The sequence below is a fragment of the Poseidonibacter lekithochrous genome (genome assembly GCF_018861145.1).
GTDB classification, from domain to species: Bacteria; Campylobacterota; Campylobacteria; order Campylobacterales; family Arcobacteraceae; genus Poseidonibacter; species Poseidonibacter lekithochrous_A.
In genome coordinates this window covers 438325-459563 of record NZ_JAHKQT010000023.1, presented here as the reverse complement: position 1 = coordinate 459563, position 21239 = coordinate 438325, and the positions used below count along the sequence as shown (strand labels likewise).

Sequence of the window (21239 nt, the reverse complement as noted above, 5' to 3'; positions counted from 1 at the left end):
TTATTCTTAAATTGGAGTGGCATTATAGACAAGATAACTTTAAATTAAAATTAAAGTTCTAAAGAAATTAGATAAATTACAAAAATTTGTTATAATTTATTTATAAATAGAGTAAAAAAGGTATTTAATATGAAATATACTATTAAAAACAAGTATTTTAAAATTGAAGTTGATTCTTTTGGTGCTGAACTTAAAAGTCTAAAAAAACTAGAAAATGATACAGAGTATTTATGGCAAGGTGATAAAAAATATTGGAATAGAAGTTCACCTGTATTATTTCCTATTGTAGGTAAACTTTTAGATGATGAGTATATTTACAAAAATAAATCATATAAGATGTCACAGCACGGATTTGCTAGAGATAAAGAATTTATATTAATAGCTAAAGGTGAAAACTTCTTAATGTTTTTGCAAGAAAGTGATTCTGAAACTCTAAAAGTCTATCCATTTGCTTATAAACTATTTATTTCTTATGAAATAAAAGAGTGTGAAGTTAAAATATCATATGAAGTCGTAAACAAATCAAATGAGATGATGTTTTTTTCAATAGGAGCTCATCCTGCTTTTAATTGGCCCATAGAAAATATAAATGAAAAGATTGAAGAAAAAAAAGATGATTACTATTTTGAATTTTATAATTTAGATGATGATAAAATTTTAAAAGCTTTTCCATTATTAGAAAATGGTATCTCAAGTAAAACAATTGATATAAAACTTGATAGAAAAAGATTAAATATTAGTGAAGATACTTTTAAGAAAGATGCATTGATTTTTAAAAATGAAAATATAAATAGTATTAAATTAAGAAATTATAGAAATAATAAGTCTATAGAAGTTTGTTTTTCTGACTTTGCTTATTTAGGGCTTTGGTCAAAACCTAATGGAGCACCTTTTGTATGTATTGAGCCTTGGTGTGGTATAGCTGATTTTATTAGTCATAACAAAAAAATTAAAGAAAAAATTGGAATTAATAGCTTAGAAAAAGATGGAGTATTTAGTTCATCTTATATAATTAAGATTTAATAGTTTAGTTTATAATGAAGAAAGATAAGTTTACTTATCTTCTTCTGTAGTTTCTGCATCTTGTAGTTCAGGTTTTGCTTCTCTTTTGCCTTCAATACTTAATATTTCCATATAAAGTGTTTCACATTTTTCATTTGATGCTTCATCAATGTTTTTTGTAATATCTATGAATTCAATAGTTTTTGGTTCCTCACTATTTTTAGCAAATTTACATTCGAATTTCCAGAAATCTGCACCTTCAGGTAAGGGTTTCTTTTTTTCTCTCTTTATATATTTTCTAATTTCATGTTTAATAGATTCTACTTGTCTATCAGGGTGTTTATTTTCAACGTTTAATTTAAATGTTTTTTTCATTATTTTCCTTTATTGCATTATATCTGAACATTATTTGATATCACATTTCCCAAATTTGCACTTTAAAAGTCGATATAGCATATAAATAAAATATATTAAAATACCTATTTCAAATATTTGGTAAATTATTTCCATATTGAACTACTTAATGTTCATTTGAATCTAGATTTTCCATAATATAGTGGTAAATTCTTTCATATTCACTATCTTCTGTTTTATCTTCTTCAATTACTGCAAGTACATTTTGAAGTTCTACTAGAAGTGATTCCATTTCAGTCATTGCTAATTTATCATCTTCAGTTTCTTTATTTTCTTCTAAAAGTTTATGTAGATCTTCTAAATAAGCTTCTACTTCTGGAATCATTACTGTTGTAACTACATCTTTTAGTTTGTCTTTTATTTGTGACATATCTTTTCCTTAAATTAAAGTGTAATTATATTGTGAAAAAGATAGGTTTAGCTTAGATGTAATTTATTATGAAAAAAATTATTGATATTTTATTGTTTTAAACTAATTTTTCTTTTGAAATAAGAACACCATCATTATCTGCATAAAGATAATCGCCTTGATTAAATGTCAATCCATGAAAACTTATACTTTCACCTCTTGAAGATTGCGTTTTTTCAAAATTTCTTAAAGGACAAGTCCCAATTGCAAAAAGCCCTACATTTATATTTTGTGTCTCATCTGTATCTCGTACATATCCATTTACAATAATTGCTTGCCAGTTGTTTTTAGCAGCAAAGGCCATAAGTTTGTCACCTACAACACCAAAGAATTCTTCTGCATTATCAACAACAACTATTTTTCCTTCTCCATCTTCATCTCTAAGCATTTCTAATAAACGCCAATTACTTTTATCAAGTTTTATAGTTTCAATTTGACCATAAAATCTTTTTAATCCACCATAGTTTTTAAACTTTGATGGTAATACTTTTATCTCTTTATCTTGGTTCTCATCGCATAAATCTGCTGTATGTATATTCATTTCTCTTCCCTTCTTCTTAAATCTTAAATTCAAGGTTCTTATAATAGTAGAAAAAAATGTAAAAAAAGTGTAAATATTAAATAAATATTAAAATTTATAATTAATTTTAATAAATAAGTTAAATAACAAGTGATTTTAAAACTTTTAGCTTAAAAATTAGTATATAATTTGCAAAAAATAAAGATGTATTTATGAAAAAGTTTACAAACCAATCAATGTATGAGATTATAGAGTATTTTGAAAATATTTTAATAGAGAAAAATATAGTTAGTTTTGAAGTATTAAATCCTGATATTTGCGTTGATAATTATTCAGGTACAACTATACATTTAGATGAAAAATATATTTATCGTTCATATAAATCATGGACTGATTTATCAGAATTGATGTTTTGTAAGATGTTAACACCAATTATTAGTTCAAAATATACTGTAATTTTAAATTTTAAAAAGATTGATTTAGAAAACTCTTTTCATAAAGATGAAAATGATTCCAAAAATGAGAAATATGGAATAAAGTCAGAATTTTCAAAAATAAATAAAAATGAAGAACCATCATTTTTATTCCCTTATAAAAAAGCTCTTATTCACGCTAAAGTATATGAAAAAAAACAGATTCTAAATTTAGGTGTTAATAAAGCAGATGAGTTTAAAATCATTAAACAGATTGTTTATCCTGAAGTATTTAAAAATATAAATTTTGTGGGAATTGATTATTCTAAAAGTGTGATAGAAAAAGCAAAACAAAAATTTAGTGAAGATAATTTTAATTTTTATGCTCATGACATAAATAAACTTGATGAGTTGAATTTAAAAAAATCTGATTTAATCATATCTATTAGTACTTTACAATCAAGTAGTATAAATTTTAAATTAGTTTTTATGTCTTTAATCCAAAATTATTTAGAAGAGGGTGGTAGTATCATTTTAGGTTTCCCAAACTGTAGGTGGGTGGGGTCTGATATTATATATGGTGCTAAAAATCCAACTTATTCTTATTCTGAACAATCACTACTGTATAAAGATGTTTATTTTTGCAAAAAATATTTGCAACAAAAGAAATTTAAAGTTACATTAACAGGTAAAAATTATCTATTTTTAACTGCAACATCTATTAAAAAAAACATTAAATAACTATTTGTATTTTTTTTATTTTATGATACAATAGTTGTAATAAAATTCAAGGAGTATATTATGCCAAGTAAACATATTGAAGTAAAAACATTTAAACTAGCTCACTCTACAAGTGATACTGTTAAAATTGAACACGTTGAAAAACCATATGGTGAATATAGTAGTCCAGTTGTAAGTATTGCTATTTATTCTGATGGAACTAAAAAAACTTCTGAAATTGAAATACCCTATGAAAATATTGAAGAGTTTTTTAAAGCATTAAATGAATCAGTTGCACTTTGTGATTCAATTCCTAGAAGCGAAATTCATGCAGAATTAAACGCACCAATTGGTGGTGGAGCATAAAAGATGAGTTTACTCATCTTTTATAAGCTTTTCTTATAACTACTAAATCACTTCTAAAAAAAACTAAAAATTAAACTCCAAATCTAACCTAAAATATCGATAGTTTCTGATATAATTTTTCAAAAAATTAATAGGAATTATTTTGAATTCAACATCTACATATGTATTTTTATCTTTTATAACAGCTTGTTTAGCGACACTTGGTAGTTTATTTTTCTCAGAAATTATGGAGTTTATACCTTGTTCTATGTGCTGGTATCAAAGAATATTTATGTATCCATTAGTACTAATATTTTTAGTAAATATGTTATATCCAGATGATAAAATTGTTAAATATGCAATGCCTATTGCTTTTGTAGGCTGGGCATTTTCTGTTTATCATAACTTATTAATGTTTGAAATAATACCAGAGAGTATTGTTCCTTGTGTTCAGGGAGTTCCTTGTTCTACTGAGTATATAAATTGGTTAGGATTTATTACAATTCCTTTCCTTTCTTTTGTAGCATATTCAATCATTCTAGTTCTGTTATTAATTATAAAAAAAGGAATTTCTTCAAATGAAAAATAAAAAAATAGTTGTTATATCTTTACTTGTTTTAGTAATTGGTTTTATTTTTGCTACTTATGCTTTTAAAAGTAATGAAAGTAGTAAAGTAAGTGGTATGGTGAATAGTAAATCAGAATCTCCATTAGTGAGAGAACATTCACCAAAGTTTGGTGACAATAAAAAAGGTGTTGTAGTAGTTGAATTTATAGATCCTCAGTGTCCACCTTGTGGTGCTTTTCATCCAATTATGAAAAAAATGTATAAAGAATATTATGAAGATATTTCTTTAGTTATAAAATATATACCAAATCATCAACATTCTAGATTTGCTGTAAAACTATTAGAGGCGGCAAGATTACAAGGTAAATATACAGAAGCATTAGATGCAGTTTTTTCTAATCAAGATAAATGGGCAGATGTAAATAATCCTAAACCAGAATTATTGTGGACTTTTATATCTCAAATTGATGGTATTGATATAGAAAAAGTTAAAGTTGATATTAAAAACCCTATATTTGATGAAATGATGGATATTGATGCAAATGATTCAAGAACTTTAGGAGCTCGTGGAACACCTACTATATTTGTAAATGGGAAAAAACTAGAAGTATTATCATATCGTACTTTAAGTGAGCTAGTTGAGTCGGAAATATACAAATAGTATATTTTTCGTACTTTACAGTACTTTATATAGAGAAAATATAAAGAAAAATTATGTATACTAATATAAAAGTAGAAAAGTAAAAGGAAGTCAATGTCATTTCTAGAAAAAGTTAAAGAGTTCTTATCATTAGCTCAAGAAACAAATTTTGATATCGCACAAATGTATGCGCAAAATCCAAATGGTATATACGCTACTGTTTTAGTATTATTAGTAATCTTACTTATAATCATATTTTTTATAAGAAGAGCAGCTAAAATATCATCGGCTGTAAAACTAGTATCAAATATTCAAAACTCAAATGATTTTGAGGATTATGATTCAAAGCTTACAAAATTAGCAACTGAATTACCTAAAAGAGGTCCAAGATTAGCAAATAGTATTAATGCTCAGAAAAATGACATCTTAGAAAAAGAGTTAAATTTATTAAAAGATTTTAATATAAAAGACAAAATTTCGAGATATAAACAAATCTCAGCACAGTATGCACTGATTTCTCAAAATTCTAAAAAATTTAAAATGGATGATTTAACATCATATTATGATGAAAAATCAAAAACTTTATTAAGTGAAAACTTAAGAGATGAGATTACAGAATATAGTTTAAATACTAACTTTAATGAAAATGATGTTGAGTTTGTAAATAGTATTGTTTCTTATGCAAACACAACAACTGAGCCTGAATCACTTTTAACTCCACTTATTGAACAAATAAATAGATTTTCTTATTCGCATAATTTAGATTTATTTAAATTTACAAAAGCTTTAACTAAAGATAAATCAGTTCAAGTATATAAAAACTGTAATGAAAAACTAAATGAAGTTTTAGAAAGTGAAGATGAAAAAGTTTCAAATGTAATTTTATCATATATGTTAGAAAATGATGAAAAAGAAGTTGTATACTCTTATATTTCAAATCTTAAATCATCTACATACTTACAAGACTTATACCATAACTTCTTTGCAAAAACTGAAGATATTGATTTAGATTTAGCTTTTGTAGCAAATGAAACAAAAATTTCTTCTGATTATTCAAATCACATAGATTGTAAAATCACTGATAACTGGAGAGATTTAACATATGTTAATCACATAATTAAATCTCCAAGAGTTCTTGAAGCTATTGGACATATTTCATATAGAAATGTTTTAGAAAGAATCGAAAGACTTGAAAAAGATGAAGAAACAAATAAAGCTATAACTGAAGTTCTTCAAGTAGCTAGACGTGCAGAAGCAATTGCAAATGAAGCAAAAGAAATAGCAAGACAAAAATAAATATGTAAGGCTTTTGCCTTACATTACTTAAAGATAATATCATGGATTTACTAACTCTTATTTTAATTTTTCTTATATTTTTTGCAATCTTTTTATTTATTACAGCTAAAAAGAAGAAAAATATAAAAGCGCCTGTTGTTAAAAAAGAAGAGCTAATTCAAGCTTATAAAAATCAAATGAAAGAGCTTTTATTAAAGTATGAAGATGATAAGAAGCTTCAAACACAAGAAAGAATAAAACTACTAAAAAAGATAAATCAAGAGTTATCAATGAATCTTTTTTTTGAAAAAGAAGAAGCTACAAAACTTTTAAAAGAACTTTCAACTCTTAGTTAAGATATTTATTAACTATTAACTTATTTTTACTATAATTTCAAGTAATAAAACTAATAAACATTTAAAATAATCAAGGATAATCATGAAAATCAATTACATATTTGCCACATTAATTACAGCACTTTTTTTATTTACAGGTTGTGATTCAAAAGATATCGATGAAAGCTTAATTGCTAATACAAAAGAAAATACACCCTATGTAGAAAAGTTTGTTTCTCAGACATTTAAATTAACGACAACAGATGGAAAAATAATAGAACTTACAAATACAGAAGAGGGTTTAAACTTTAAAGATTATAAAGGGAAGAAAGCTATTTTAGTTGATGTATTTGCAACATGGTGTCCACCTTGTATTAAAGGTATTCCAGTTTTAAAAGAATTAAGAGAAAAATATAAAGATGATTTTGAAATTGTATCTGTATTATTTGAAAAAGAAGAAGATAAACCTACATCAGAAGTTATTGAGTTTATTGAAAAATATGGTATTACATATCCTATTACAGTCGGAGAGGAAAACTTTAAATTAGCAAAAGCTTTAGGAGATGTTCAAAGAATCCCTGAGTTGTTTTTATTCTCAAAAGATGGTGAATTTGTAAAAAAATTCCTTGGTGAATCAGAGTTAGAAACGTATGAAAAGTATGTTAAAATGGCTATAGGTAAAGAATAGATTTGAGATATGATGATATTAGTTCATTTATTGTAATGGATATTGTGCGTGAAGCACAAAAGTATGAAGATTCAATACATTTTGAAATAGGTCAGCCAGACTTAACACCAAGTCCAAAAGTGAAAAAAGCATTACAAAAAGCTTTAGATGAGGATAAGTTCTCATATACAGAAAGTCTTGGTTTACTTGACTTACGAAAAAAAATATCTACAATGTATAAAGAAAACTATAATGTAGATGTCCCACCAGAACGAATACTTTTAACGCCTGGTACTTCAGGTGCATTTTTAGTTGCTTATACTTTAACACTAAAGTATAAAGAAAACTTAGGTTTATCCGATCCTTCATATCCTTGTTATAAAAACTTTGCAAGTATGTTGGATATAAACCCAAGTTTTATGAATATTGATAAATCTACAAATTATGAGTTAACAGTAAAGCATTTAGAAAAAGAAGATATTCAGGCTCTTCAAATATCATCACCTTCTAACCCTACGGGAAATTTATATTCAAAAGAAAATCTTAAAGAATTAATTCAATATTGTAAGCAAAGAGAAATTTCTTTTATTTCAGATGAACTTTATCATGGTTTAACTTATGAAGAAAATGCACATACCGCTTTAGAATTTTCTGATGATGTTTTTGTAATCAATGGCTTTTCAAAATATTATTGTATGCCAGGTATGAGGTTAGGGTGGATTATAGTTCCAAAGAATTTATCTCGTGAAGCAGAAAAGATTGCACAGAATATATTTATCTCTGCACCCACATTATCACAATATGCTGCATTAGAAGCATTTGATAAAGAATATCTAGACAAGGTTAAAAATATATTTAAAGAGCGTAGAGACTACTTATATGCTGAATTAAGCACTATCTTTGATATAGATGCAAAACCTGATGGTGCATTTTATCTTTGGGCTAATGTTTCAAAATACACAGATGATAGTTTTGCCTTTGCTAAAGAGTTGCTTGAAAATATTCATGTAGCTACAACTCCTGGAGTTGATTTTGGTTCTAATAAAACAGAACAATACTTACGGTTTGCATATACAAGAGATATTGAGCATATGAGTACTGGAATAAAGAAACTAAAAGAATATTTAAATGATAGAAAATAAAAAGTATATTCTTTTTGATAATGACGGTGTATTAGTTGAAACTGAGCCTTTATATTTTGAAGCTAATGTAAAGGCATTAAAAGAGTTAAATATCGAATTATCATTTGATAGATATATGAAAATAATGGCAAGAGGTGGAACTGCTTGGGAGTTAGCTTACGAGAAGGGAATTTCTAAGAAAATAGTTGATAATAAAAGATTTCAAAGAGATATTTATTATCAAGAGTTGATTAAAACAAGACATATTGAAATAGCAAATGTAAAAGAAATACTAAAAGAGCTATCTAAAAAATATAAAATGGCAATAATCACAACTTCAAGGCGCGAAGATTTCGAATTAATTCATAAAAATAGAGGAATAGTTGATTTTATGGATTTTGTTTTATGTGTAGAAGATTATCCAAGAGCTAAACCTTATCCTGATCCATATTTAGCAGGGCTTAAAAGGTTTAAAGCATCAAATGATGAAACTATAGTAATAGAAGATTCACAAAGAGGATTGATTTCAGCTGTAAATGCAAAGATTGATTGTGTGATTGTTAAAAATGATTTTACCTTAACTCATGACTTTTCAAAAGCTTCTTATCGTATTGATAGATTAGAAGAGTTAATTAATCTTCTATCTTAGTTTGTTGCCATTATAAAACCATCATTTTCTTCTTCTTTAAAACATCCAAGTTGACAATTTGATACTTTAATATTTGACTCTTTTATTGAAGCTCCTATATCACTGATTGCTTTACCTTTTTCTTGTGATATTTTCCATGCAACTTCGCAATCTATTTTTGAATTATGAGAACGTTTTTTTAATATATTAAATATATCTTCATTCATGTCATTAAATTCAAGTTTTCCAAATACACCTAGTTCACAATTAGTGATTTTTATTTTCATATCTCGTGCAATTTGTGCGATGTGTTTAGGTTCCATTCCAATTAACTTTGCTACTTTAAATGCATTTATACAAGATAATGCACCATTTTCATCTAAGTTTGTAAGAACTAAATCTGTTTGTATTGAATCTAATTTAATCATTAAGTTAAGGGCCTTTTTATTTGAACTTATTATAAAAGTTTCAAGCTTATAATAACTTTATATCTATAAAATTATTACAACTTTAATGTATAAAAATTATACAATATTTATAAAAAAAAGAGTGCCTATAGAGGCACTCTTATGTTAACTTGTATTTGTAGGAGAAATCAAGTCAGTAAAATTAGGTTTTGGTTAAGAATATATCCTAACGCATGTAAGAATTATAATAGTTATCAATTAACCTATTTTAAATACAAGGTTAACAATTAGTAAATAGGAGAAATAATATCCTATTTACTAGTATTAAATGGTTTTAACATGATGATAAGTTTTGGAAGTAATAATAGTGCAGAAGCTAAAATTGTAGCCATTACAACAACTGTTAATACTCCAAAGTAAATTGTAGGAATAAGATTTGATAAAACTAAAATAGAAAAACCAATCATTACAATAATAGAAGTGTAATACATAGCATAACCAATGCTCTCATGACTTCTTTTCATTGCATTTAAGTAGTTATGGTCAGTTTTAAATTCTTCTTTAAATCTATGGATATAATGAATTGTATCATCAACACCAATTCCTATTGAAATAGCAGCTATTGTAATAGTCATAATATCTAAAGGAATTCCCAAAAATCCCATAATCCCAAAAATTGAAGATATTGGTATAACATTTGCAAGTATTGCTATGAATGCTACTTTTATTGATCTAAATAAGATTAAGAACATTATGAATAATAAAACAACTACAATACCTAAAGTTTTTATTTGAGAATCAAATAATGATTGAAGCATGTTGTTATATAAAATCATTAGATTTGACAGTTGAAATGTAGTTTCTTTATTTCTAATAATTTCTCTTAAATCTTTGTTGATTTTAGCAATTAATTCATTTCTTCGTAAATTTTCATTCGAATCTATAATTCTCATACTAACTCTAGCTTCATTGCTTTCTATATTTATATATGGAGCTAAAATCATATTTTTGTATTCTTCTGGAATTTTTTTGTAAAGTAGGGCTAACATAACTCCATCTAAATCTTTATCTTGATTTAAAAGTTTTCCTACTTTTAATAATGAAGCTAAAGATTGAACTTTTCCAACTTCTTCCAGATTATCTAAATATTCATGAACTCTTGTAATAGTATCCATTTTATCTTGAGAAAACCAGTATTGTTCATCATCAGATTTTGCGTCTATTTCTGCTTCAAAATCTCCAAATTCATCATCTAAAAAGCTTGTATCTTCATCTTTTTCTACTTGAACCACAGCTTTTTTTTCATCATCTTTAAACTTAATAATTACATCTAAAGGAGTAGTTCCTCCTAACTTTTGATCAATTACTTTCATTCCTTTATATATTTCAGTACTTTGTTTAAAGTAATTAATAAAAGAGTTTTCAACTACTAGTTTTGACGCACCTATAGTTGAAAAAAGAATAACTACTAAACTTCCAATAATAATAGTTATTCCTCTTTTTTCAACTAAAGAAGCACATAAAGTTATAAGTGAAAATGATGACTTAGCTTTTCTCTTTTCATGCTCATCTTTTTTAGGAAGCATTATTAGAATAATAGGAAAAACAAAAAAGGCAATGAACAATGAAACAGCGATACCAGCACTCATCATAAGTCCAAGGTTTTTAACAGGTTGAATACTTGATAATACAAGTGAAGCAAAACCTGTAATTGTTGTGATTATTGCAAAAAAAGAGGGTGAAAGTTTTGATAAAACAGTATTTATTACTAATTTATATTGGCTTGCATTCTTATATTTTACGTTTAATTCTCTATATCTTACAATTAAATGAAGAACAATTGCAAGTGTAATAATTAATTGTAATGATATAAAGTTTGATGAAATTACAGTAACTTCAAGGTTAAATAAACCTAAAATCCCAGCTGTTGAAACTACAGATAATAAACAAATAGTAATAGGTAAAACTACCCATCTTGGATGTCTAAATATTACCCATAAAATAAAGATAAGTAAGAAGATTAAAGTTGAACCATAAATAGCTAAATCACTTTTTACAAAACCAACAATATCATTTGCAATCATATCTATTCCACCAAGGAAAATTGATGCATTAGAATTATATTTTTTTATGATAGTTCTTATTTCTTCTATCTCTTTTTCATCTTTTTCTCTTATGAAGTCTCTATATTCTTTAAATTCTTGTATAGTGATTTCTAGTTCTACTTTCTCTTTTTCATTAAGATTTGAAGTTCTTTTCTTAGTTAAAAGAGTATTTCTTTTTTCTAAAAGTTCAAAATATTTCTCATCATTTTTTAAATTTAAAAGCATTCCAGTCGTTTTAAAATCAGCACTTACAAGATTGTTTGAATAAAGTTGTGAGTTTAAGAACTCTTTTTTTACTAAATCCATATCAAAAGTAGCAGTTTCCAAACTATCAACACCATCAACTAAATCAGTAATAGGTCTAAGAGGTGATTGTATTAAAGGAACATTTAAAATAGAAGTTATGCTTTCTATCTTTTCAACTTTTAATAACTCTTCGCTTAATCTTTTTAGAGTATCTATGCTTTTTTTTGAGAGTAAGTCTTCATTTGGAGTATAAGTAACAACCAAAAAGTTTGGATTGTAGTATCTTTTATTTACTTCACGTGAGAATTTTAAGTCTTTATCATCATCTAAAAGAAGTGTTTCAGCAGAGGCATCAATTTCAAGTTTTGTTGCATGATATGCAAGAGTACTAATAGCAAGAAAAAATGCTATTAGTACTGTAATTGGGTATTTTAAAACAATCTTGTCATAAAACTTTTTAACCATTTATTTTATTTTTAGCTTCAATTTCAGATATCATCTCTTCAAGAGATTTTTGTTTTAACAAACCTGCATATTGTTTTCTAGCAGTTGCAATTACACTTGTACCTGCTAAATCAATATCGTAAATTAACCATTCCTTGTCTCTATTTTGATAAAATAAATAATTTACAGTATAAGACTCACTTTGACCTATTAATTCTGTAATTAGTTTTATTCTTTCTACATTAGATTTTTGTGTAAATGTAGACTCTAAATCAACAACTTTTACTTTTTGATCTGTATATAAACCTAATTTGTCAATATATGAATTTTTAAGATTAATTTCGAATGCTTTTAAATATCTTTTCTTTTGATCTGTTGTTGCACTAACCCAGGCATCTCTACCTAAAGAAATTAGTGCCATTTTTCTATAATCAAAAACTTCATCAATAATTTTTACAATTTCTTGACCCTTTTGTTTATTTGTCATATTGTCTTTTTTTATAATAGAAATTGAATCATCAATTTTTTTTGACATCACTGTTTTTATTTCATCTTTTTGTAATGCAAAAAGTGAAGATATTGAAAAAAGTGTTATTAGTAAAACTTTAAATATATTTTTCATTTTATTCCTTAATTAGTGTATTTCTTCTTTGATTATATAAATCCCTAAAATATGGATATAAATCAAAGGCATCTTTCTTTAAACTTTCATATAGACCAAGTCTTAATGAAGTACTATTTATTGTATCAGTTGCTGTTATAGCTAAACTTTGTGTTTGAGTATCAGGTATTTTATATTTTATATCACTAGCCCCTGTAAATGATAATGCACTTGTATACGAATCAGCTACAAGTCCTACCATATCTCTTAAGTTTGATGGTCCTAAAAATGGTAATACTACATGGAATCCTTCTCCCACTCCATAAAACCCTAATGTTTGACCAAAATCTTCATTATGTTGAACCCAACCTAATTCAGTTTTTGCAGGATCCATAAATCCAGCTAATCCAAATGTTGTATTTATTAAAAATCTTCCTAACTCTTCAACTGAGTTTTGAAATTTAAATTGTAATATGTTATTTGTAAATCTTAATGGAAACATTAAGTTATCAAAGAAATTTGATACTCCTGATCTTACAGTTTTAGGAAGTATGTATGCATATCCTTTAGCTGTTGGATTTAAAGCATAAATAAATACTTTGTCATTAAAAGATGTCATAATTCTGTTATAACCACTTAGTGGATCAAATACTTCTTCTATTTTTGCATATCCACCATCAAAATCATCTCCAAAATCGTCATTGAATTCTTCTTCTAAAGTTTCCTTTGAAGTTTTATTGGCTATTTTTTTTTCTGAAATAGTAGGAATTGGTTTATCAATACTGCTTTTACTAGAACAAGCTGTAAATCCAAAAACTACAATAATCATAAAAACTAAATTTTTCAAAAGAGTCCTTTTTTTTAATTAAGATATTATTATATTGAAAAAATGTGGAAATAATGTTTAAGCAATTAAATTATTGCCTTTTAAGTTGGTTTAATAATGATATTGCGTTTAATGGGTCTACTTGAATACCATGTATTCTAAATGAAAAGTGTAAATGAGGACCGGTAACTCTTCCTGTATCTCCACTAAGACCTAGTATTGTTCCTTTTTTTATAAAATCTCCAACTTTATAATTCATTTTACTTAAGTGATAATAGCAAGAATAAACACCTTGTCCATGATCTATTACTATGGATCCTCCTGCATAAAATCTATCTTGTGATATTTTAACAATTCCTGAGTTTGATGCGAGTATTGGTGTACCAATTTTTGCTCTAAAATCTGTACCACTATGGTAAGATTTTAACTCTCCATTATAAACTCTTTTAGTTCCAAAATCACTTGTAATTTTTGTATTTAATGGATAGATAAAATCTTCATTCCATAAAATATCTTTTGAAACAGAGTTATAAACTTTCATAGCTTGTGCATACTCTTCTTTTGTTCTTTTTACTCTTGCTGGGTTTGGTTTAAATTTAGTTTTAGGAACATTTATAACTTCACTTTTATAATTTCCATCGATAACTTTTAGGTTTTTCCCTTCAAATATCTTTTTCCCATTTTCAATATATGAAACAATTACTCTATAATCTTTTTTTTGTTGATAATAAGATATAGGGAGAAGTGCATAATATGTATTTTCTTTAAAAGGATTTTTAAAAAAATTTATATTTTGCTTATGGAAAGTTAATTTTACATCAGAGATATTTTTCTTCTTTATATCAAGAAGGACTGTGTTCGCGTTTTTAACAGTTGATTGGTTTATTTCTAAGGCAAACAAATTGCAAAGAAAGATAAGTGAGATAATTAATATTTTTTTCATAAATTAATAATATCCAAAAATATTTTAGTAATAGTTTTAACAACTTATTAGTCTATAATTACAAACCTGCTATAATCCAAATAAAATTTGAGAATATAAACTATTGGAGTAATAATGGGTAGAGCCTTTGAATATAGAAAAGCGTCAAAATTAAAAAGATGGGGAGCAATGTCTAGATTGTTTCCTAAATTAGCAAAAGCTATTGAAATGGCAGCAAAAGCAGGGGTTCCAGATCCTGAAATGAATTCAGCACTTAGAACTGCTATTTTAAATGCAAAATCTGAAAATATGCCTAAAACGAATATTGAAGCAGCAATTAAAAGAGCAAGTGGAAAAGATTCGGCTAATTATACAGATGTAAACTTTGAAGGAAAAGGTCCTCATGGAGCTTTGATTTTTGTAGAAACTGCAACTGACAATAATACAAGAACAGTAGCAAATGTTAAAATGTACTTTAATAAAAATGGTGGAGCATTAGCACCAACTGGTTCTTTAGAATTTATGTTTGATAGAAAGGCATTTTTTGAGTTTAATAAAACTGAAGATATGGATTTAGAAGAATTAGAAATGGAACTAATAGATGCAGGTTTAGAAGAACTTGAAGAAGAAGATGGACTTGTAATCGTAACAGCTAACTATACTGATTTTGGAACTTTAAATAAAGCATTTGAAGATTTAGGAATTGAACTTACAAAAGCAAAATTAGAAAGAATTTCTAATAATCCACAAGAATTTACAGAAGAACAACAAGAAGAAATTGGAAAGTTACTTGAAAAACTTGAAGATGATGATGATGTTCAAGCTGTTTATACAAATATAATTTAGTTAGTTTAAATTAAACTAGAATAAGTTGAAATCAGAATTTGATTTCAACTTATTTAAAATCTCTTTCGAATTTTTCTAAAATATCAAGATTAAAATCTTTTACAACACTGCTTAATTTAAATCCATCTATTATCCATAATATAAAAAGACCAATTAGTATAATATAACCTATAAATATAACAGTTGTAATAAGCCCAATAAGACCTAAAACTATATAAATCCACCACTTCTTCTGTTTTGTATAAAGTCTATGCATTCCAAATATTCCAACAAACCACCATAGTAAATAAGCTAATACAACGTTTAATTGTTGTGTTTTAGCTTTTTCAAGTTCAAGATTATTCATGATTATTTTCTTTCCATTTTAGTAATAACATTTTTTATATCTTCGATTCTTGTTTCTGAACTTGGATGTGTTGAAAAGAATTCATTTGTACTTTCTTTTCCATCACTCATATTTTTCCAAAAGTTTAATGCTTCATAAGGATTATAACCAGCTTTTGCCATTAGGTAAATACCAATTTCATCAGCTTCACTCTCTTGTAATCTTCCATAAGGTAGCATAACACCAAGTTCTGTACCAATTCCATAAGCTTGATTAAATGTATTAGTAAATTCAGGTGCAGTTGTTGCAAGTACAACATTTCCTAATAATTGAATACCTTGTTGTATTTTTGATGAACTAACTCTCTCTGCTCCATGCCTTGCAAGTGCATGCGCAACTTCATGTGACATGACTGTTGCTAATTGGGCATCATTTTTAGCAGCTTTTAAAATACCTGTATAAACTACAACTTTTCCTCCTGGAAGACAAAATGCATTCATTGCCGTATTTTCTACAAGATTAAATTCCCATTTAAAATCAGGTCTATTTGCTGCAGCTGCAATTTTTTCTCCAATAGCTTTTACTCTTTTTGAATCATAAGTATTATTAACAACTTTTGCTTGGGATAAAGCTTGTTTATATGATTGTTCACCAAGTGCTAGTTCTTCTTCTGATGACATAAAAATCATCTGTGATCTATTAGTATATGGCGTTTTATGAGTACATCCTGCAATTATAAATAATGTAGTGATTACTAGAATGATATTTCTTAATTGTTTCATTTATTTTCCTTTTGTTAATCCTTAAATATTACGAACATTATAGCAAAAGAAAATTATCCTAAACTATAAGTGATAACTATATAAGTTATAATAATGCTTTTTTGTGAAGAATTGTGTAATTTAATAAAAGCTGTCAGTAATATAAAATATAGTATCCTAAGAAAAAATAATAAAGAGATTATAGATGAAATGTCCACACTGTCAAACAAATGTTAAACTAGACTCAAAGTTATATTTTAAAAGTTTTTTAGGAAGATATACATGTCCTTCATGTCTTAATAAATTTAAGTTAAAAAGAGGGATTAAGTATTATATTTGGATACTCATTGCTATATGTGTTGCTTTCTTAGATTCATATTTAGTAATGAATTTTGCGCAAACAACAACTTTTTCAGGTGTGATATTTGCTTCATGGTTAGTTTTATTATTCTTTGCTTTTTGCTATATTGATAGAAAACTTGAAAATAATATGCCTACAATAAAGATTGATTAGTGCAGGTTAGAAGAGGAAATATATATGGAATTTTCACAATTCTTTTATATTCATCATTAGCACTTTTTTCAATATTTACAAGTAATATTCCTGCTTTTGAATTAACATCATTATCTTTTTTTGTAGCTTCTTTTGTTGGATTAGCTTTCTTGAAAAAACAAAAAGTACATATTTCAAAACTAATTAAAATTCCTGCGAAAGCCTGGATTATAGGAATAAGTGGTTTATTTGGATATCACTTTTTTTACTTTCTAGCTATTAAGAATGCACCTGCTGTAGAAGCAAATCTAATAAACTATTTATGGCCATTATTAATTGTAATCTTTTCATCTTTTTTACCAAATGAGAGGCTAAGATGGTTTCATATTTTAGGAACAATTTTTGGGTTATTAGGAGCTTTTCTTTTAGTTTCAAAAGGTGGTAGTTTTTCTTTTGAAACACAATATACTTCAGGTTATATTTTTGCAATAATTGCAGCTTTAATATGGTCATCATATTCTGTAATTTCAAGAACATTATCGCATGTTCCTACTTTTGCAGTTACTGGTTTTTGTATGGCTACAGCTATATTATCAGGTATTTGTCATTTTATATTTGAAACTACTGTTATTCCAAATACTACAGAATTATTTGGAATATTAATGCTAGGCCTTGGACCTGTTGGTGGGGCTTTTTATTTATGGGATTTTAGTGTTAAGAATGCTGATATAAAACTACTTGGCTCAATTTCCTATTTCACACCATTATTATCTACGCTTTTACTTGTAGTTTTAGGATATGCCGAATTTACAACAGCAGTTACGCTTGCTTGTATTTTTATAATTGTTGGTTCTTTTATAAGTTCAGCGCAATATTTAAAATCAATAAAAAACTTCTTTTTTAAGAAATAAGGAAAATAGAATGCAAGAGATTATAAGCACAAAAGAAGTAAGTGATATAAATGAACCACAAATTAAAGAGTTTGTCTCTTTACGAAAATCAGCACATGATGAAAAGTATGTAGTAGTTGAAAGTACAACCGTTTTTAAAAAACTATTTTCTGCAAATATTAAAATACATAAGGTTTTTACAACACCTGAACATTTAGATTTTATAAAACAAAATTGTAAAAATATTGACTTTGAGATATTAACTGCATCAAATGAAATCATGAAGCAAATAGTAGGGCATAAAATACATCAAGGCATGCTTGCTGTTATTGATAAGCCAGAATTTATAAGCTTTGATGAAATTCAAGGAAATATAGTAATCCTAAATGGACTTACATCTCCTGAAAATGTAGGTTCAATAGTTCGTTCTTGTGCAGCTTTTAGTATTGGAACTTTAATCATTGATGAGAAAACTTGCTCACCTTTTATAAGAAGATGTATTAGAGTTTCTACTGGAAATTTATTTAATGTAAATGTATATAAATCAAGTGATTTAAAAAATGACTTGAAAAAGCTAAAGCAGGGTGGATATACAATATCTACAACTGCAAATACCCCTGATGCAATTAGTTTAAAAGATTATACTTTTCCTTCAAAATCTGGTATTGTTATAGGAAATGAAGGCTTTGGAGTCGATAAAGAAATTTTTGAATTATCAGATAATATACTAAAAATTGATATACATGAAGAAGTTACAAGTCTAAATGCAGCAATTGCTACGTCTATAGTTTTGTTTAAAATGAGTATTTAATAGAATATATTTTTATAAGATATCTTGCAAAAATGATGATAAATACAATAGATGGAGTAGTAACACTAGCAGAGAAACTAATCTCAATAGTTCCCAAAAGATGCACAACTAATTGTAAAAGTAAATGTACTAAACCAAGATATTTAAAGATTTCTTCTTCGAGTATACCTAAGATTATTAAAAATGGCAGTTCATGACCTGACCCCTTGTTTTTTTTCAATCAAGGTTCTACTCAACACCATTGGCTGATACACACCTTTTAAATGCTATTAAATATGTAGAACAAAATCCAGTAAAAGCCTTTATGGTTAAATACCCTTGGGATTATAAATATACATCTTGTTTAAAAAGACTAAATCTTGTAAAAGAAGATATTCTTCTTTCTTCTCATTCATTAATAAATAGTATTGAGAATTATAAAGAATTTTTAGAAGAAGATAATAAAATAGACTTAATTAAAGAAAAAACAAGAACAAGTAAGCCTTGTGGAGATGTAGAATTCTATAATAAAATAAAAGAAATTACAGGTATAGATTATACAAATAAGAAAGCAGGAAGACCAAAGAAAAATGATTGAAAATTAATTGGTATACTGTCCCCGGATTTTGGTCCCCGGATTTTGCTTTATCTATCCAATTATTAGGTATTTGGATGAAGGATTGAGTGTACGATGATTAAAAATATTAAGTTAATAAAGGATGATAATGAGTGTTAAGATTGTTGAAAAAGATGGTAAGAGATATATTAATGAAGAAGAAATATTACTTGAATATAAATGTATTAATAAATTACAAATCTTATTTTTTAGATTACCAATTTTTTTATTAATGATATATCTTTTTTTTAGAATAAATAAACAATTAGATACATATACTTTAGTTTGGTATTTATCATTTATTTTAATTTTTGGAGCATTATGGTCAATAAAAAGAGATATACAAAATTTTTATTATGTTGGCTTTTATTTGACGAATAATAACTTTATTACTTTTTCAGGAAGAGTTATACCTCTTAAAGAAATATATTTTAGTTTGGGTGTTGGATCAATGGGTTGGGGGGCTAGCTCTTAGTTTTTATTTAAAGAAGAATTTTATTATACATTGTATCGTAAAAAATAATTTAGATTTTAAAGAATTATTAAAAGTTTTATTTCAAATATCGAAAAATGAGCAATTTAAAGTATCCTCAATAACATTTGATAATAATTTGTTTGATTATACTAAAGTCAATAAAGAAGAAAAATATAAATTAATAAAAGAAGGAAAATAATATGGCTGATGGAACTGAATACTTAGAGAATATAGATGGAATCTATTTTGATTCTGTATCAACATTACTTACTGAAACTGGAAGTTCTATAGCTGGAAAATTCACCGCTACCGTTGGTTTAATCTCTGGAACCAAAATCCGGGGACAGTATACTAATTAAAAAATATTAAAACCAAGAAATACTTGTATCTATATGATTTAATAAAGCTTTCAATAAAAAATAGAAAATAGGGGTCAAGTTCTGAATCTCCACTTTTAAACTTTTAATAGAATAAGATATATTTATTATGTTGGTATTAATTTTATTGCCGAATCAATACTTGTTACATGAAATTATTACTAATATAGACAAAGTCTATATTAGTAGGAATTATTTATAATATTTGATGGAATAAGTATATAATTTTAAGAGTTATTTAAAATTATAAAGTTTATAATTAAATAAGATATATTTATATTAAAAGATCTTGTTCATATAACTACATCTTATTTAACTTTTATAATTCTTAAAGGAGTACTTATGGCTAATTTAAAAAAAAGACCAACTTCTGTTTCTTCAAGAGCAAAGAGCTCAAGAATTTCACCACGAAAACTCAATATTAAAGGTTTAGATAGTTCTGAACTTCTAAGTACAATTTTTGAGAAAAGGTCAAAGAGTAAAATAAACATAAAAATTCCAATGACCTTAAATGGAAAAACAAAACAAAAAACAAAAAACTTACCTGAATTACATATTTCATTAGATGATGATTGGAGAGAAATATATAAAAGGGAAAAGATTATTGAGATAAAGATTTATAATGCTGGCTTAAGTCCTGCCTATAATGCTTTTTTAGAAACATACACAACGCCAAAAGATCTCATAAGAAGAGGTGCTTCTTTAGGTACTATTGGACATTTTCAAGAAAGAACTTTTCAGAAATTAGAAACGATATACCCTGATTCTGAAGTGTCTATTCGTATTTTTTCTCCTGGATATGTTCTTTATGGTACTTTATTTGAGCCATATTTCTTTATGTGCTATGACATGCTACAAGATCCAAAGCCTGATATTCAAATTACTGAAAGTACAGATAACCTTTTGAATTATCTTATCGATAGTGCTTTAGAAAATAGAAAGTTACTTTATCTTGAACCTCGTAGAAGTTCAATTCTTTATAAACGGAAACCTTTTCCCGGTCAAATAAATGATTTATCTAAATATAGAAATATTAATATAAGCGCAAGGAGATAATT

29 protein-coding genes are annotated in these 21239 nt (G+C 26.4%); 18 read left to right on the top strand and 11 right to left on the bottom strand.

From position 1 onward, the window contains the following. Window positions 1-129 precede the first annotated feature (129 nt). Window positions 130-1023: an aldose 1-epimerase family protein gene (locus tag KO488_RS10540; RefSeq protein ID WP_216058759.1), complete on the top strand. Its 894-nt coding sequence runs from the start codon at window positions 130-132 to the stop codon at window positions 1021-1023. Between the two features lie 30 nt (window positions 1024-1053). On the opposite strand, the gene KO488_RS10535 is transcribed toward KO488_RS10540, so the two are convergent. The 3 genes from KO488_RS10535 to rraA form a co-directional block, all read right to left on the bottom strand. After that, on the bottom strand, window positions 1054-1377 hold the full coding sequence (locus KO488_RS10535; protein ID WP_228319108.1) for a DUF6172 family protein: 324 nt from the start codon (window positions 1375-1377) through the stop codon (window positions 1054-1056). 145 nt (window positions 1378-1522) lie between these two features. Further along, window positions 1523-1786 carry a hypothetical protein gene (locus KO488_RS10530; protein ID WP_216058758.1) on the bottom strand — a complete coding sequence of 88 codons (264 nt, stop codon included), beginning with the start codon at window positions 1784-1786 and terminating at the stop codon, window positions 1523-1525. A gap of 97 nt (window positions 1787-1883) precedes the next feature. Beyond that, on the bottom strand, window positions 1884-2366 hold the full coding sequence (rraA, locus tag KO488_RS10525; RefSeq protein ID WP_216058757.1) for a ribonuclease E activity regulator RraA: 483 nt from the start codon (window positions 2364-2366) through the stop codon (window positions 1884-1886). A 191-nt stretch (window positions 2367-2557) separates the two neighbouring features. On the opposite strand from rraA, the gene KO488_RS10520 reads away from it, so the two are divergent. From KO488_RS10520 to KO488_RS10480, 9 genes are all read left to right on the top strand, one after another. After that, complete coding sequence (locus tag KO488_RS10520) at window positions 2558-3499, top strand: methyltransferase domain-containing protein (protein ID WP_216058756.1); 942 nt, start codon at window positions 2558-2560, stop codon at window positions 3497-3499. A gap of 60 nt (window positions 3500-3559) precedes the next feature. After that, entirely contained in the window at window positions 3560-3844 is a 285-nt protein-coding gene (locus KO488_RS10515; RefSeq protein WP_216058755.1) for a hypothetical protein, read from the top strand. 142 nt (window positions 3845-3986) lie between these two features. Then, complete coding sequence (locus tag KO488_RS10510; protein ID WP_216058754.1) at window positions 3987-4412, top strand: disulfide oxidoreductase; 426 nt, start codon at window positions 3987-3989, stop codon at window positions 4410-4412. Next, complete coding sequence (locus KO488_RS10505) at window positions 4402-5052, top strand: DsbA family protein (protein ID WP_216058753.1); 651 nt, start codon at window positions 4402-4404, stop codon at window positions 5050-5052. Before KO488_RS10510 ends, KO488_RS10505 begins: the two co-directional genes overlap by 11 nt. Window positions 5053-5145: 93 nt before the next feature. Beyond that, window positions 5146-6327, top strand: coding sequence for a hypothetical protein (locus KO488_RS10500; protein ID WP_216058752.1), 1182 nt, complete (start codon window positions 5146-5148; stop codon window positions 6325-6327). A 41-nt stretch (window positions 6328-6368) separates the two neighbouring features. Then, window positions 6369-6662, top strand: a complete 294-nt coding sequence (locus KO488_RS10495) for a hypothetical protein (protein WP_216058751.1) — start codon at window positions 6369-6371, stop codon at window positions 6660-6662. An 82-nt stretch (window positions 6663-6744) separates the two neighbouring features. After that, window positions 6745-7329, top strand: coding sequence for a TlpA family protein disulfide reductase (locus KO488_RS10490; protein WP_216058750.1), 585 nt, complete (start codon window positions 6745-6747; stop codon window positions 7327-7329). A gap of 2 nt (window positions 7330-7331) precedes the next feature. Continuing rightward, complete coding sequence (locus KO488_RS10485) at window positions 7332-8450, top strand: aminotransferase class I/II-fold pyridoxal phosphate-dependent enzyme (RefSeq protein ID WP_216058749.1); 1119 nt, start codon at window positions 7332-7334, stop codon at window positions 8448-8450. After that, window positions 8437-9078, top strand: a complete 642-nt coding sequence (locus KO488_RS10480) for an HAD family hydrolase (RefSeq protein ID WP_216058748.1) — start codon at window positions 8437-8439, stop codon at window positions 9076-9078. The genes KO488_RS10485 and KO488_RS10480 overlap by 14 nt, the downstream gene beginning before the upstream one ends. Here the strand turns inward: KO488_RS10480 and KO488_RS10475 are convergent. From KO488_RS10475 to KO488_RS10455, 5 genes are all read right to left on the bottom strand, one after another. Further along, window positions 9075-9485 (bottom strand): hypothetical protein, encoded by a 411-nt coding sequence (locus KO488_RS10475; protein WP_216058747.1) that lies wholly within the window; start codon window positions 9483-9485, stop codon window positions 9075-9077. The two genes, KO488_RS10480 and KO488_RS10475, sit on opposite strands and share 4 nt — an antisense overlap. Window positions 9486-9775: 290 nt before the next feature. Beyond that, on the bottom strand, window positions 9776-12280 hold the full coding sequence (locus tag KO488_RS10470) for an efflux RND transporter permease subunit (RefSeq protein ID WP_216058746.1): 2505 nt from the start codon (window positions 12278-12280) through the stop codon (window positions 9776-9778). Continuing rightward, on the bottom strand, window positions 12273-12881 hold the full coding sequence (locus KO488_RS10465) for an ABC transporter substrate-binding protein (RefSeq protein ID WP_216058745.1): 609 nt from the start codon (window positions 12879-12881) through the stop codon (window positions 12273-12275). The genes KO488_RS10470 and KO488_RS10465 overlap by 8 nt, the downstream gene beginning before the upstream one ends. 1 nt (window position 12882) lies before the next feature. Continuing rightward, window positions 12883-13707 carry a VacJ family lipoprotein gene (locus tag KO488_RS10460; protein ID WP_228319106.1) on the bottom strand — a complete coding sequence of 275 codons (825 nt, stop codon included), beginning with the start codon at window positions 13705-13707 and terminating at the stop codon, window positions 12883-12885. Window positions 13708-13777: 70 nt separating this feature from the next. Further along, window positions 13778-14629: a M23 family metallopeptidase gene (locus KO488_RS10455; protein WP_216058744.1), complete on the bottom strand. Its 852-nt coding sequence runs from the start codon at window positions 14627-14629 to the stop codon at window positions 13778-13780. 114 nt (window positions 14630-14743) lie between these two features. Here KO488_RS10455 and KO488_RS10450 point away from each other — a divergent pair, with 114 nt between their 5' ends. After that, window positions 14744-15454, top strand: a complete 711-nt coding sequence (locus KO488_RS10450; RefSeq protein ID WP_216058743.1) for a YebC/PmpR family DNA-binding transcriptional regulator — start codon at window positions 14744-14746, stop codon at window positions 15452-15454. A 49-nt stretch (window positions 15455-15503) separates the two neighbouring features. On the opposite strand, the gene KO488_RS10445 is transcribed toward KO488_RS10450, so the two are convergent. Both KO488_RS10445 and KO488_RS10440 read right to left on the bottom strand, forming a co-directional pair. Next, window positions 15504-15800, bottom strand: a complete 297-nt coding sequence (locus tag KO488_RS10445) for a TM2 domain-containing protein (RefSeq protein WP_216058742.1) — start codon at window positions 15798-15800, stop codon at window positions 15504-15506. 2 nt (window positions 15801-15802) lie between these two features. Further along, on the bottom strand, window positions 15803-16561 hold the full coding sequence (locus tag KO488_RS10440) for a M48 family metallopeptidase (RefSeq protein ID WP_216058741.1): 759 nt from the start codon (window positions 16559-16561) through the stop codon (window positions 15803-15805). A gap of 184 nt (window positions 16562-16745) precedes the next feature. Between KO488_RS10440 and KO488_RS10435 the strand changes: the two genes are divergently transcribed. The 3 genes from KO488_RS10435 to KO488_RS10425 are packed head-to-tail and all read left to right on the top strand — an operon-like array spanning window position 16746 to window position 18734. Next, a complete protein-coding gene (locus KO488_RS10435) occupies window positions 16746-17054 on the top strand; it encodes a hypothetical protein (RefSeq protein WP_216058740.1) in 309 nt (102 codons plus the stop codon). Then, window positions 17054-17944, top strand: a complete 891-nt coding sequence (locus KO488_RS10430) for a DMT family transporter (protein ID WP_216058739.1) — start codon at window positions 17054-17056, stop codon at window positions 17942-17944. Before KO488_RS10435 ends, KO488_RS10430 begins: the two co-directional genes overlap by 1 nt. 10 nt (window positions 17945-17954) lie before the next feature. Continuing rightward, the gene (locus KO488_RS10425; protein WP_216058738.1) at window positions 17955-18734 is read left to right on the top strand and encodes a TrmH family RNA methyltransferase; all 780 of its coding nucleotides are present in this window, start codon (window positions 17955-17957) and stop codon (window positions 18732-18734) included. On the opposite strand, the gene KO488_RS10420 is transcribed toward KO488_RS10425, so the two are convergent. After that, the gene (locus KO488_RS10420; protein ID WP_216058737.1) at window positions 18718-18954 is read right to left on the bottom strand and encodes a hypothetical protein; all 237 of its coding nucleotides are present in this window, start codon (window positions 18952-18954) and stop codon (window positions 18718-18720) included. The genes KO488_RS10425 and KO488_RS10420 overlap by 17 nt on opposite strands. Before the next feature lie 21 nt (window positions 18955-18975). Here KO488_RS10420 and KO488_RS10415 point away from each other — a divergent pair, with 21 nt between their 5' ends. From KO488_RS10415 to KO488_RS10400, 4 genes are all read left to right on the top strand, one after another. Beyond that, window positions 18976-19311 (top strand): hypothetical protein, encoded by a 336-nt coding sequence (locus KO488_RS10415; protein WP_216058736.1) that lies wholly within the window; start codon window positions 18976-18978, stop codon window positions 19309-19311. Between the two features lie 127 nt (window positions 19312-19438). Then, complete coding sequence (locus KO488_RS10410) at window positions 19439-19804, top strand: hypothetical protein (protein ID WP_216058735.1); 366 nt, start codon at window positions 19439-19441, stop codon at window positions 19802-19804. Between the two features lie 200 nt (window positions 19805-20004). Next, the gene (locus KO488_RS10405; protein WP_216058734.1) at window positions 20005-20163 is read left to right on the top strand and encodes a hypothetical protein; all 159 of its coding nucleotides are present in this window, start codon (window positions 20005-20007) and stop codon (window positions 20161-20163) included. 360 nt (window positions 20164-20523) lie between these two features. After that, the gene (locus tag KO488_RS10400) at window positions 20524-21237 is read left to right on the top strand and encodes a hypothetical protein (RefSeq protein ID WP_216058733.1); all 714 of its coding nucleotides are present in this window, start codon (window positions 20524-20526) and stop codon (window positions 21235-21237) included. The last annotated feature ends 2 nt before the right edge of the window (window positions 21238-21239 follow it).

What these genes read in the sequence shown, in the direction of transcription:
- KO488_RS10505 (WP_216058753.1), top strand. Translation starts at nt 4,402, where the DNA reads ATGAAAAATAAAAAAATAGTTGTTATATCTTTACTTGTTTTAGTAATT.
- KO488_RS10480 (WP_216058748.1), top strand. Translation starts at nt 8,437, where the DNA reads ATGATAGAAAATAAAAAGTATATTCTTTTTGATAATGACGGTGTATTA.
- KO488_RS10425 (WP_216058738.1), top strand. Translation starts at nt 17,955, where the DNA reads ATGCAAGAGATTATAAGCACAAAAGAAGTAAGTGATATAAATGAACCA.
- KO488_RS10475 (WP_216058747.1), bottom strand. Translation starts at nt 9,485, where the DNA reads ATGATTAAATTAGATTCAATACAAACAGATTTAGTTCTTACAAACTTA.
- KO488_RS10530 (WP_216058758.1), bottom strand. Translation starts at nt 1,786, where the DNA reads ATGTCACAAATAAAAGACAAACTAAAAGATGTAGTTACAACAGTAATG.
- KO488_RS10515 (WP_216058755.1), top strand. Translation starts at nt 3,560, where the DNA reads ATGCCAAGTAAACATATTGAAGTAAAAACATTTAAACTAGCTCACTCT.
- KO488_RS10500 (WP_216058752.1), top strand. Translation starts at nt 5,146, where the DNA reads ATGTCATTTCTAGAAAAAGTTAAAGAGTTCTTATCATTAGCTCAAGAA.
- KO488_RS10450 (WP_216058743.1), top strand. Translation starts at nt 14,744, where the DNA reads ATGGGTAGAGCCTTTGAATATAGAAAAGCGTCAAAATTAAAAAGATGG.
- KO488_RS10520 (WP_216058756.1), top strand. Translation starts at nt 2,558, where the DNA reads ATGAAAAAGTTTACAAACCAATCAATGTATGAGATTATAGAGTATTTT.
- KO488_RS10405 (WP_216058734.1), top strand. Translation starts at nt 20,005, where the DNA reads ATGGCTGATGGAACTGAATACTTAGAGAATATAGATGGAATCTATTTT.
- KO488_RS10495 (WP_216058751.1), top strand. Translation starts at nt 6,369, where the DNA reads ATGGATTTACTAACTCTTATTTTAATTTTTCTTATATTTTTTGCAATC.
- KO488_RS10490 (WP_216058750.1), top strand. Translation starts at nt 6,745, where the DNA reads ATGAAAATCAATTACATATTTGCCACATTAATTACAGCACTTTTTTTA.
- KO488_RS10440 (WP_216058741.1), bottom strand. Translation starts at nt 16,561, where the DNA reads ATGAAACAATTAAGAAATATCATTCTAGTAATCACTACATTATTTATA.
- rraA (WP_216058757.1), bottom strand. Translation starts at nt 2,366, where the DNA reads ATGAATATACATACAGCAGATTTATGCGATGAGAACCAAGATAAAGAG.
- KO488_RS10400 (WP_216058733.1), top strand. Translation starts at nt 20,524, where the DNA reads ATGGCTAATTTAAAAAAAAGACCAACTTCTGTTTCTTCAAGAGCAAAG.
- KO488_RS10435 (WP_216058740.1), top strand. Translation starts at nt 16,746, where the DNA reads ATGAAATGTCCACACTGTCAAACAAATGTTAAACTAGACTCAAAGTTA.
- KO488_RS10540 (WP_216058759.1), top strand. Translation starts at nt 130, where the DNA reads ATGAAATATACTATTAAAAACAAGTATTTTAAAATTGAAGTTGATTCT.
- KO488_RS10410 (WP_216058735.1), top strand. Translation starts at nt 19,439, where the DNA reads ATGAGTGTTAAGATTGTTGAAAAAGATGGTAAGAGATATATTAATGAA.
- KO488_RS10455 (WP_216058744.1), bottom strand. Translation starts at nt 14,629, where the DNA reads ATGAAAAAAATATTAATTATCTCACTTATCTTTCTTTGCAATTTGTTT.
- KO488_RS10465 (WP_216058745.1), bottom strand. Translation starts at nt 12,881, where the DNA reads ATGAAAAATATATTTAAAGTTTTACTAATAACACTTTTTTCAATATCT.
- KO488_RS10535 (WP_228319108.1), bottom strand. Translation starts at nt 1,377, where the DNA reads ATGAAAAAAACATTTAAATTAAACGTTGAAAATAAACACCCTGATAGA.
- KO488_RS10445 (WP_216058742.1), bottom strand. Translation starts at nt 15,800, where the DNA reads ATGAATAATCTTGAACTTGAAAAAGCTAAAACACAACAATTAAACGTT.
- KO488_RS10470 (WP_216058746.1), bottom strand. Translation starts at nt 12,280, where the DNA reads ATGGTTAAAAAGTTTTATGACAAGATTGTTTTAAAATACCCAATTACA.